The organism is Streptomyces sp. URMC 124 (assembly GCF_051386455.1).
In the GTDB taxonomy this organism is placed as follows: domain Bacteria; phylum Actinomycetota; class Actinomycetes; order Streptomycetales; family Streptomycetaceae; genus Streptomyces.
Window position 1 is genome coordinate 1 of record NZ_JBPQTS010000199.1, and the last position, 11,013, is coordinate 11,013.

At 71.6% G+C, this 11,013-nt stretch carries 9 protein-coding genes, 1 tRNA gene and 1 pseudogene; 7 read left to right on the plus strand and 4 right to left on the minus strand.

Annotated features, from left to right (window positions below):
- Positions 1-662: phenylalanine 4-monooxygenase (locus tag ACSNOG_RS29390; RefSeq protein ID WP_436755739.1), on the minus strand; the 662-nt coding region annotated here is incomplete at its 3' end.
- A 168-nt stretch (positions 663-830) separates the two neighbouring features.
- On the opposite strand from ACSNOG_RS29390, the gene ACSNOG_RS29395 reads away from it, so the two are divergent.
- From ACSNOG_RS29395 to ACSNOG_RS29420, 6 genes and pseudogenes are all read left to right on the plus strand, one after another.
- On the plus strand, positions 831-1,109 hold the full coding sequence (locus ACSNOG_RS29395; protein ID WP_436755740.1) for a DUF1876 domain-containing protein: 279 nt from the start codon (positions 831-833) through the stop codon (positions 1,107-1,109).
- Between the two features lie 484 nt (positions 1,110-1,593).
- Positions 1,594-2,619, plus strand: a complete 1,026-nt coding sequence (sbnA, locus tag ACSNOG_RS29400; RefSeq protein WP_436755741.1) for a 2,3-diaminopropionate biosynthesis protein SbnA — start codon at positions 1,594-1,596, stop codon at positions 2,617-2,619.
- An 11-nt stretch (positions 2,620-2,630) separates the two neighbouring features.
- Positions 2,631-3,638: a 2,3-diaminopropionate biosynthesis protein SbnB gene (gene sbnB / locus ACSNOG_RS29405; RefSeq protein ID WP_436755742.1), complete on the plus strand. Its 1,008-nt coding sequence runs from the start codon at positions 2,631-2,633 to the stop codon at positions 3,636-3,638.
- A gap of 2 nt (positions 3,639-3,640) precedes the next feature.
- Positions 3,641-5,647 (plus strand): FAD/NAD(P)-binding protein, encoded by a 2,007-nt coding sequence (locus ACSNOG_RS29410; RefSeq protein ID WP_436755743.1) that lies wholly within the window; start codon positions 3,641-3,643, stop codon positions 5,645-5,647.
- A complete protein-coding gene (locus ACSNOG_RS29415; RefSeq protein ID WP_436755744.1) occupies positions 5,644-7,197 on the plus strand; it encodes an L-lactate permease in 1,554 nt (517 codons plus the stop codon). The genes ACSNOG_RS29410 and ACSNOG_RS29415 overlap by 4 nt, the downstream gene beginning before the upstream one ends.
- A 38-nt stretch (positions 7,198-7,235) precedes the next feature.
- Positions 7,236-8,174: pseudogene (locus ACSNOG_RS29420) on the plus strand (hydroxyacid dehydrogenase); the annotation flags it as partial.
- A gap of 221 nt (positions 8,175-8,395) precedes the next feature.
- Here the strand turns inward: ACSNOG_RS29420 and ACSNOG_RS29425 are convergent.
- The 3 genes from ACSNOG_RS29425 to ACSNOG_RS29435 all read right to left on the minus strand — a co-directional run bounded on the left by ACSNOG_RS29425 (position 8,396) and on the right by ACSNOG_RS29435 (position 10,280).
- Positions 8,396-8,469, minus strand: a tRNA-Pro gene (locus ACSNOG_RS29425).
- A 44-nt stretch (positions 8,470-8,513) separates the two neighbouring features.
- Positions 8,514-9,272, minus strand: a complete 759-nt coding sequence (locus tag ACSNOG_RS29430) for a Pr6Pr family membrane protein (RefSeq protein WP_436755745.1) — start codon at positions 9,270-9,272, stop codon at positions 8,514-8,516.
- 81 nt (positions 9,273-9,353) lie between these two features.
- The gene (locus ACSNOG_RS29435; RefSeq protein WP_436755746.1) at positions 9,354-10,280 is read right to left on the minus strand and encodes a metallophosphoesterase; all 927 of its coding nucleotides are present in this window, start codon (positions 10,278-10,280) and stop codon (positions 9,354-9,356) included.
- 199 nt (positions 10,281-10,479) lie between these two features.
- On the opposite strand from ACSNOG_RS29435, the gene ACSNOG_RS29440 reads away from it, so the two are divergent.
- Entirely contained in the window at positions 10,480-10,944 is a 465-nt protein-coding gene (locus ACSNOG_RS29440; protein WP_436755747.1) for a GatB/YqeY domain-containing protein, read from the plus strand.
- Positions 10,945-11,013 lie beyond the last annotated feature (69 nt).

Genomic DNA, 11,013 nt, shown 5'->3' on the forward strand with positions numbered 1-11,013 from the left:
GCTCCCACCCTCGTCCCCTTCCCCGCCGTCCCGCTCTCCGCCATGACGCCGAACTCCAGCGTGAACCAGTACACGCGGCTGATGACGTCGAGGGCCTCGGGCGTGGTCAGCCGCGCCGCCGTGCGGCCGAACATGCGGTAGAGCTCGGCGAACCCGGGCGACGCCAGGTGGATGCCGTGGCCGAACACGTCGTGGATCACATCCGGTTCCGGCGTGTACAGCGGCACCGACGGATGGCGTACGAACTGCACGGCGTGGAAGTAGCCGTGTTCCATCGAGCCGAGGAAGCGCCGGTTCTCCACGAACCCGCCGGCCAGGGTGAACTCGAACCCCGTCAGCGGCTTCAGCCGCGCCCCGACCTCCGCGTGCTGCGGTACGTGGTCGGCCGGCACGGGAGCCGCCTCGGCGGCGTCCAGCACCTCCCGGCAGGCGTACGCGCGGTGCGCCCTGGCCAGCGCGCCATGGACCGTCCGCCAGGTCGCGTGCTCGTCCTCGGTGTAGTCCACCGTGGGCGACGGGTCGCCCACGCGGTGCCCGCGGGCCAGCTTCACCAGCGCGTTCCGCCGCTGCAGGTACCGGCTGTCGCACCGCCCCGGGTGCTGCGCCACCGGGCCGAGGCGGCCTCCCGGTGTCACCGGCGTGCGTGACCAGAGATGACTCATGACACACAAGGTGCCCAGGTGAGCGCAGAGCGTAACCTGCCGACGCGGTCCGTCGGCCCTCGGGCGCGGCTGTGCGGCAGGGTCCTGAGATGCGGTGCGACCGCACCGGTGCCAGCGTGGAGAGTGGGCCCAGGTGCGTGCTCGGCGCTCTGGTACAGGAGGTTTGCCATGACGACCAAGACGGCGTGGAACGCCCAGATCGACATCACCGAAGAGGGCCGCAAGGTCACCGCCGACGCCACGTTGATCGGCAAGGGCGGGGAACGGCAGCTGGTGGGCCACGGCGTCGCCCGGTGCAATCCGGCCGACCAGAACGACCCCGCCATAGGCGACGAACTCGCGGCGGCCCGCGCACTTTCCGATCTCACCAACAAGTTGCTCGACAATGCCGCGCGCGATATCGAGTCGCACACCCACCAGCCGGTCAAGGGATCGCTCTCCTCCTGACTCCGGGCACTTCCCGATCCCGGCCTGCCCGGATTGAACACGGCTGAATCCTGCTCAATCCGGCTGATCCCGGCTGAACGCGGCTGATCCCGGGCCGCTTCCCGACGGGGTGGGGCGCCATTTCGATGGCGGCCCACCCCGCTCGTCTGCCCTCCGGCCCCTTGCTCCTTCGGCCCCTTGCTTTCGCGTACCTCCGCCCACCGGCCGCGAACTAGCCGCGATGCAAGGCCGATTGCGAGCCGCTCGGCTCATTCGCCACGCAGCAGCCCACGGCGCCCGCCTGCCCAGTCATCCTGTCAGGACCAAACGGCCCGACGGGGGTGACGAGAAGTCGCCTACCACTTCTCGCCATGGACATCTCATGGTCAACAAGGTCCAACCCGAGCAGAGTTGGGCCTCAGGGACAGGCTCCGGAAAGTTTGTCGGGGTGCCGTCGTTTCCCGTGCCCACCCGCGGAAATACGAGGCGATCTACGAGGCGATCAATGATCTATCAGAGCACGCACGAGATGATCCTGGACGACGTCTTCCTCGACCTGTCCGGTTTCATATCGGGGGTCGATGTCCTGCTCAAGCTGGAAGGCTTCAATCCGGCCGGGTCCATCAAGATGAAGGCCGCGGTCGGCCTCCTGGAGGACGCGGAGAGCCGCGGGGTCCTGCGTCCCGGAGGCCACGTCATCGAATCCTCCTCCGGCAATCTGGGTATCGCGCTGAGCTCGGTGTGCGCGGCCCGCGGCTACCGCTTCACCTGTGTCGTCGACCCCAACACGTCCGCCCTCAGCATCTCGTTGATGAAGGCCTTCGGCGCGCAGGTCGTCTCCGTCGACCAGCGGGACGCCAACGGCGGCTTCCTGCAGTCCCGTATCGACTACATCCACCGTCGGCTCGCCGAGGACCCCGCGCTGGTCTGGCCCAACCAGTACGCGAACCCCGCCAACCCCAGGGTGCACTACGAGCGCACGGCGGCCGCCATCGTCAAGCAGGGGCTGGACGTCGACTACCTCTTCGTCGGCGCCGGGACGACCGGGACGCTGATGGGCTGCGTCGCGTACTTCCGGGAGCACTCCCCGCACACCCGCGTGATCGCCGTCGACACCGTCGGCTCGGTCACCTTCGGCAAGCCGCCCGGCAGGCGGTACATACCGGGGCTGGGCACCAGCCGCCGGCCCGAGATCTTCGACCCGGAGCAGATCGAGCACACGGTCATGGTCCCCGAGGCCGAGGCCGTGCGCATGTGCCGCCGCCTCGCCGCCCAGCGGGGCATCGTGGCGGGCGGCTCGACCGGGTCCGTCCTGGCCGCCGTGGAAGGCAGGCGGGACGACATCCCCTCCGGTGCCGTCGTCGTGGCCATCGCGCCCGACTTCGGCGACCGGTACCTGAGCACCATCTACGACGACACGTGGGTCCAGGAACGTTTCGGCGCCGACGCCACGGTGCCGAACCGGCGCGGACACTCCGCCACCTCACCGAATCCGATGCCCGGCACCGTCGTGCCGGCCCTGAAGGGATGACAGGAATACCCATGTTCGAGTTCAGCGTCATCGGCGGAAAGACCGCCCGCGACATCATCGGCCGCACGCGGCAGCAGATCGTCACGGAGGTGCGCGAGACCTACCTGACCCACCACGCGGGCGAGTCGGTCAACCCCAACAGCTATTTCCTGCGCTTCCCCGACAAGCCCGACAGCCGCATCATCGCCCTGCCCGCCTACCTGGGCGGCAAGACGGACGTGGCCGGCATCAAGTGGATCAGCAGCTTCCCCGGGAACATCAACAAGAGCTTCCCGCGCGCCTCCGCGGCCCTGCTGCTCAACGACTACGAGACCGGCTACCCCTTCGCCTGCCTCGAGGCCTCCCAGATCAGCGCCGCCCGCACCGCCGCCTCCGCGGTCCTGGCCGCGGAGCAGCTGACCGGCGGGCGCAGCGCCCGCCGGCTGACGATCGTCGGCGCGGGCATCATCGCCCGCAACATCCTGGAGTTCTTCACCGCCCAGGAGTGGTCCGTGGACGAGCTGGTCATCCACGACCGGCTGCCCGAGTACAGCAAGGCCTTCGCCGAGTACGCCGCGTCGTCGCTTGAGTACCGGACCACGACCGAGGACGACCTGACGGCCGCCCTGACCGGCTCCGACCTGGTGGTCTTCGCCACGACGGCCGGCGAGCCGTACGTCACCGACCCCGCCGCCTTCGCCGCCGGCCAGGTCGTGCTGAACGTCTCCCTGCGCGACATCGGCCCGGAGATCATCCTCGGCGCGCAGAACATCCTCGACGACATCGGCCACTGCATGACGGCCAACACCTCCCCGCACCTGGCCGAGCAGAAGTACGGGCACCGCGACTTCATCGACGGCACGCTCGCGCAGGTCATCCTCGGCGAGGTCCGGCCCGACCGCGACCGCCCGGTGATCTTCTCCCCGTTCGGTCTGGGCGTCCTCGACCTGGCCGTCGGCATGCACGTCTACCGCACGGCGCGCGAGAGCGGCGAGACCGTCGACGTCCCGGACTTCTTCGGCGAGACGCGGCGGTGGTGACGATGGCGCTGCCCCCTCCTTCTTATACAGATGCTTCTCCTGCAGGTGCTTCTGCAGGCGCTTCTTATGCGAACCCCGGCTCTTCTTATACGGATACGGACCCCGGCGCCTGCATCATCGGCTTCGGCTCCCGGGGCCTCGGCGTCCTGGAGCGGATCGTCACCCTCACCTCGTCCCCCGCGTGGGGCGAGCGGCCGTTCACGGTCGACGTCGTCGACCCACTGTGCGACGCCACGGGCATCCACGATCCGGCCCAGCCCGATTACCTGCTGCTCAACACCACCTGCAACCAGGTCTCGCCGTTCCCCGAGGAGGCCACCGTCGGCGACACCGTCGGCGACCGCGGCCCCACCCTCTACGAGTGGGTCCGCGAGCGGGGCCTGCGGCTGGCCGAGGACGGCTACACGCTCGGGCCCGTAGGCCGCGAGATACGCGAGGACGACTACCTTCCGCGCCGCATCCTCGGCGAGTACCTCTCCTGGTTCCTGCGCCGGGTCGTGGACCGCGCGCCCGACCACCTGGAGATCCGCTTCCACACCGGCGAGGCCACCGAGCTGACGGTCCTGCCCGACGGCAACCGCCGCATCGTCCTCGACGACGGCGCCGTGCTGACGGCCCCGTTCGTCTTCCTCACCACCGGCCACACCCCGCCGCCCGCCCCGCCCGCGCCGGAACGGTCACCGGGGGAGCACCGCAGGATCCGGGACATCTACCCGCCGAAGGGCCGCTTCGCGGACATCCTGCCCGGCCAGACCGTCGCCCTCGCCGGCACGGGCCTGTCCGGCATGGACGCCCTCGCCGCGCTCACCCTCGGCCGCGGCGGCCGCTACACCACCGTCGACGGGACCCTGCAGTACGTCCCCAGCGGCTCCGAGCCGCGCATCCTGCTGTACTCCCGCACGGGACTGCCCTTCCGCGCCCGCCCCCGGGCCAACCGCCAGGGCCCGCTGTACGAGTCGCTGGTGCTCACCCCCGAGGCCGTCGACCGCCTGCGGGCCGACGCGCCGGAGGAGGGCATGAGCCTCCACGGCGATCTGCTCCCGCTGGTCCGCACGGAGATGCGCATCGCGTTCCACCTGCGTGCCGCCGGGCTGCTCGGCGGCGACGAGGCGGAGACGCGTACGGCCGCCACCCTGCGCGAGGCCCTCGCGGCGGGACGGCTGGAGACCGAGCTGGACCGGCTGGACGACGCGCACCGGGGAGACTTCGGCCTCCTCGACCCGGAGGCCCTGCTCTTCCCCGAGACGGGCGAACTCCCCGACAGCGCCGCCTACCAGGACTGGTACGCCGGGCGCCTCGCCGAGGACCTGGAGCAGGCCGAACTGGGCCTGTCCGGCAGCCCGCTCAAGGCCGCTCTGGAGGTGCTGCGCGACCGGCGCGAACTGCTCCGCCGGGCCGTGGACTTCGCCGGCCTCGACGTGAAGTCCCACGAGGAGTTCTACGGTTCCTTCACCGCCGTCCTGAACCGGTCGGTGACCGGACCGCAGCTCGACCGCCATCAGGAACTGCTCGCCCTGCTCCGGGCCGGTGCCGTCGCCGTTCCGTTCGGCCCCGAACCCGAACTGGCCTGGGACGCCGCGGAGCAGCGCTGGCGGCTGTCCTCCACGCGCCTGGGCACGCCGTACACCGCCACCGCCGACTGGCTGGTCCACGCCACCTCCGGCCAGCCCGACGTCGAGCGGACGGGCAGCGGGCTGCTCGCGGACCTCGTCCGCAACGGCATCATCCGCAGGCACCGCCCGGCCGTGACCAGCAGCCGGGGCGTCGACCTCACCCGCGGCCTGCACCCGGTCGGCCGCGACGGCGAGCCGGACGAGCGCATGTGGGTGCTCGGCCCGCTGTCCGAGGGCACCACCTTCTACAACCACTACGTGCCCTCGCCGGGCGGCTTCTCGCGGGCGCTGATGGACGCCCACCGCAGTGTCACCGCCATGCTCGAAGCAGCGCAGCGCCTGTCCGAACTGCCCCCGAGGACCGCAGAGATGGCATCTGCAAAGGTGGCTACGTGAACGCTGCTCTCGCAACCCTCCCCATCCTCGTCACGCTGGGGCTCCTCGCCCTGGGCGTGCGCGCCCTGTACGCAAGCCTGGCAGCCCTGGCGACCGCACTGGTCCTCACGGCCACCTCGTTCCGCACCCCCCTGGGCGACCTCGGCGACGCCCAGCTGCACATGCTGCCGACCACCGTCGAACTGGGCGCGATCCTCTTCGGAGGCATCCTGCTCAGCGAGCTGATGACCCGCACGGGCGCCCAGTCCCGCATGGGCAACTGGATAGGCAGCGCCTGCAGTTCCCCCAGCCGGGCCGTGCTGCTGGTGATGCTCGGCGTCACGCCGTTCGCCGAATCCCTCACCGGCTTCGGCATCGGCGTCATCGTGGCCATCCCGCTCCTGCGCCAGCTGGGCCTGCCGCCGGCCAAGGCCGCCGTCGTCGGCCTCCTGGGACTGGTCACCGTGCCGTGGGGCTCCCTGGCGCCGGGCAGCCTCGTCGCCGCCGAACTCGGCGACGTCGACTTCCAGCAGCTGGGCATCGACTCGGCCCTGCTGTCCGCGCCCGTCTTCCTCATCTGCGGCGCCGCGACCCTGGTCGTCGCCCTCGGCGCCCGCCGGGCCCTGGCCTCGGCCGGCGACCTGCTCCTGGCCGTGGCGGCGCTCTGGGGCACCGTCTGGGCCGTCAACACCTTCATCGGCGTGCCGCTGGCCGGCGTCCTCGGCGGACTCGTCACCATGGTCGTCCTGCTGGTGGTCTCCCGGCTGCTGGAGCGGGACGGCGCGGAGACCGGGCGCGAGCCCATCGGCCGCACACTCTCCCCGTACGCCTTCCTCGTCGTCGGCCTCCTGGTCAGCCGGCTGGCCCTGGAGACCGCGGGCGTCAAGGAGGGCTGGTGGACGGTCGTCGCCGGCCCCGGCGGCTGGCTGCTGGTGACCGCCGTCCTCACGCCGAAGCTGCTGGGCGCCACGGAACCCGTCCTGGGCCCCGCCGCCGTCGCCGCCCTCGGCCGCTGGTGGCAGGTGACCCTGACGACCGTCGTCTTCCTCACCCTGGGCACCGTGCTCACCGTGACCGGCATGAGCCGGGAGCTCGCCGAGGCCTGCGCCTCGATCGGCTCCTCCTACCTCCTGCTCGCCCCGTGGATCGGCGCCGTCGGCGGCTTCCTCGCCGGCTCCAACACCGGAGCCAACGCGATGTTCGCCGCCAGCCAGGCCAACACCGCCGAGGCCCTCGGCTACTCCACCGGGCACCTCGTCGCCGTGCAGAACGTCAGCGCGGCCCTGGCCTCGGGTGCCTCCAGCGCCCGCGTCGTCCTGGCCGCACAGCTGGCGCAGAACGCCCCGGGCCCGGCCGCGCCCGCCAAGGCGCCGGAGCCCGCCGGAACGTCCGCACCGGCCTCGTCGCCTTCGGGAACAGCAACCGGAACGATCACCACCCCGGTGGTGCAGACCTCCGAGGCCACGGACGCGGACCGCCCCGTGGACACCCGGTGGGTCCTGCGCACAGTGCTGTCCGTGCACGCCCTCGTGTTCCTCACGACGGGAGTCATCGCAGTCCTCTGGCAGTGAGTCCCGCGACCCGCTGCAACCCGACAGAAAGAACGCTCATGACCCACCCCGTTGTGCTGATAGCCGACCAGCTCTCACCCGCAGCAGTCGACGCCCTGGGCGAAGGGGTCGAGATCCGCCACTGCGACGGAACGGACCGCGCCGCCCTCCTGGCGGCCGTCCGGGACGCCGACGCCCTCCTCGTCCGCAGCGGTACCCGCGCCGACGCCGAGGTCATCGCAGCCGGCACCCGTCTCAAGGTCATCGGCCGGGCGGGCGTCGGCCTCGACAACGTCGACGTCGACGCGGCGACCCGCGCCGGCGTCCTCGTGGTCAACACGCCCACCGCCAACGTCGTCAGCGCCGCCGAACTGACCTGCGCCCTCCTCCTGGCGGCCGCCCGCAACGTCCCCCAGGCCGGCCACTCCCTGAAGCAGGGCTCCTGGGAGCGCAACCGCTTCACCGGCACCGAACTCTCGGGGAAGGTGCTCGGCATCGTGGGCCTCGGCCGCATCGGCGCCCTGGTCGCCGAGCGGCTGACGGCGTTCGGCATGGAGATCATCGCCTACGACCCCTACGTGGCCCCCGGGCGCGCCGCGGAGCTCGGCATCGAGACCACCGGCCTCGACGACCTCCTCGCCCGCGCCGACTTCGTCACCGTCCACCTGCCCAAGACGCCCGAGACGACCGGCCTCATCGGCAAGGAGGAGCTGGCGAAGGCCAAGCCCACCGCCTACTTCGTCAACGTCGCCCGCGGCGGGATCATCGACGAGGCCGCCCTGGCCGACGCCCTCCGCGCCGGCCGCATCGCGGGCGCGGCCCTGGACGTCTTCGAGACCGAGCCCCCCACCGACTCCCCCCTCCTCACCCTGGACAACGTGGTGGCCACCCCCCACCTGGGCGCCTCCACCCACGAGGCCCAGGAGAAGGCCGGCACCCAGGTCGCCCGGTCGGTCATCCAGGCCCTGACCGGAGCCGAAGTCCCGGAAGCAGTAAACGCCCCGCCCCGCCCCGCCACCCTCGCCACCGTGGGCAGCTGAGACCGGGCATACGCGCGGGTGGGGTGTCCCCTCCCAGGAGAGGACACCCCACCCACGCACCCCGCACGACACCGAACCGTCCCACGCCCGGAAACGTGTCCCGGATCACCCTGAGGACACGCAAAAACAGGTCAGGCCCAGTTCTCCATGAGAACTGGGCCTGACCTGGTGTTTCTCTGTCGGGGTGGCGGGATTTGAACCCACGACCTCTTCGTCCCGAACGAAGCGCGCTGCCAAGCTGCGCTACACCCCGATGCTCTCCGGTCTCTGCTTTCGCAGGTCCCGGCGCAACGAGCTCTACTTTAGCGGACCGGAGCCCGTAGGCGAAATCCGGTTTCGGGAGCCGCGCAGGTGGGGGCGTACGCGGTCGAGGAGGACCAGGGTGAGGGCCAGGCCGTAGAAGGCCAGGCCGAAGGTGACGGCGTTGACCGCGATGCCGTCGTAGCCGTGGAGGTCGGCGTCCAGGAAGGGGTACGGGTAGCGGCCGTCGGTGCCGGGATCCAGGAGGGCGCCGCGGATCAGGGCGAAGGGGAGGTAGAGGAGGGGGTAGACCAGCCACTGCCAGGCGTGACGCAGGAGGAAGGCGCCGGGCGCGGTGAGCAGGAGCCAGTCGAGGGCCGCCGCGAGCGGGGTCACGGTGTGGAGGAGCTGGTTGGCGATCGATTCCAGGGGCGTGCGCTCACTGGTCATGGCGAAGCCGCTGGAGTCGTTCGAGAGCACGAAGTGGAAGACCAGGCCCGTGATCGAGATGTAGAGCAGCGCCGCGCCCGTGATCCGCACGGGGAGGGCGGGGCGACCGGTCCAGGCGCGGTGGGCGGCCCAGGCGAAGGTGACCGCCACCAGGATGTTGGACTGGATCGTGAAGTAGCTGAAGAGCCTGCCGAGGTCGTCCGAGTCGATCGTGTCCAGGACGATGCCGGTGAATGCGGCCAGGGCCACGAGTGCGCGGAAGGCCGCCGCGAAGGGGCGGCGGCCGGTCGGGGCGGCCTCGGGGCCGGGAGCGTCCGCCGTGTCGGATGCGTCGCTCCGGGTGGTGGAGGGGGTCTGGTCGAGCATCCCTCCACCGTACGGGTGGGCTTTCGCGAGCCTTCCCGGACCCGGCCTGCGGCGAGGGGCCTGCGGCGCGGGGCCTGCGGCTCAGTCCCGGGGGACGAGGGTGAGGAGAGTGGCCTCGGGGGGGCAGGCGAAGCGGACCGGGGTGTAGCGGTTCGTGCCACAGCCTGCGGAAACGTGCAGGTAGGAGCGGTGGCCGCCGGCCTTGTGGGTGGAGAGGCCCTTGACCCGCTCGGGGTCGATGTCGCAGTTGGTGACCAGCGCCCCGTAGAAGGGGATGCACAGCTGGCCGCCGTGCGTGTGCCCGGCGAGGATCAGCGGATAGCGGTCGGCGGTGAAGGCGTCGAGCACCCGCAGGTACGGGGCGTGGACGACGGCCAGGGAGAAGTCGGCGTCCTCGCGGGGGCCGCCGGTCACCTCCGCGTACCGGTCGCGCTTGATGTGCGGGTCGTCGAGGCCGGTGAGGGCGAGGTCGTAGCCGGCGACCTTGAGGGCGCCGCGGGTGTTGGTGAGGTTGACCCAGCCCGCCGAGTCGAAGCCGTCGCGCAGCTCCTCCCAGGGGTTGTGGATCGCGTCGACGACCGGGGCGTTGCCGTTCAGGCCGTGCCGGCCGCTCGCCCGCTCCAGCAGATAGCGGGCGGGGTTGCGCAGCCTGGGGCCGTAGTAGTCGTTCGAGCCGAAGACGTAGGCGCCCGGGAACTCCATCAGCGGGCCCAGGGCGTCGAGCGTCTCGGGCACGCCCTCCGGGTCGGAGAGGTTGTCACCGGTGTTGATCACGAAGTCCGGGCGGAGCCCGGCGAGGGACTGCAGCCAGCGCTGCTTCTTGCGCTGCCCGCAGACCATGTGGATGTCGGAGACCTGGAGCACCCGCAGCGGCCGCATCCCGGCCGGCAGCACGGGCACTGTCACCCGTCGCAGTCGGAAGGACCGGGCTTCGAAGCCTGCGGCGTAGGCGAGGCCGGCTGCGCCGACCGCCGCGATTCCCAGGGGTACTCCGTATCGAGCGCGCATGGGGTACATGGTCGCAGACTGCTGGCACCGCCCCGTCACGGCCTGTGGATATCTTCCGGAGGGTGAGGGTCCGGGCTGTGGGCCGATGTCGCGGGCGCTCCGGGGGAGTTGCGGCCGACGGCGCCCGCACGGGCCCCGGACCGCCGCCCCGCAGCGTTAATGCGGCGCGCCATCCGCCGCCGAATGCGAAGATTGCGGCATGACCACGCTCAAGTCCACGCTGCACGACGACCTCACCGCCGCCATCAAGGCGCGTGACGAGCTGCGCTCCTCCACCCTCCGGCTCACCCTCTCCGCCGTCGCCTACGAGGAGACCGCGGGCAAGTCCGCCCGTGAGCTCTCCGACGACGAGGTGCTGAAGGTGATCACCCGTGAGGCGAAGAAGCGCCGGGAGGCCGCGGACGCGTTCGACAAGGGCGGCCGCCCCGAGCAGGCCGAGCGCGAGCGCGCCGAGGGCGAGGTGCTCGCCGCCTACCTGCCGAAGCAGCTGTCGGACGAGGAGCTCGCCGCGATCGTCGCCGAGGCCGTGGCCGAGGCCAAGGCCGGCGGTGCCGAGGGGCCGAAGGCCATGGGCGCCGTCATGAAGGTCGTGAACCCCAAGGTCGCCGGCCGGGCCGAGGGCAGCCGCGTCGCCGCCGAGGTCAAGCGGCTCCTCGCCGGCTGACCGCCGGTAGGTCCGCGCAGGCACCGGAAGCGCGAAGAAGGGGGGGGGGGGGGGGGGGGGGGGGGGGGG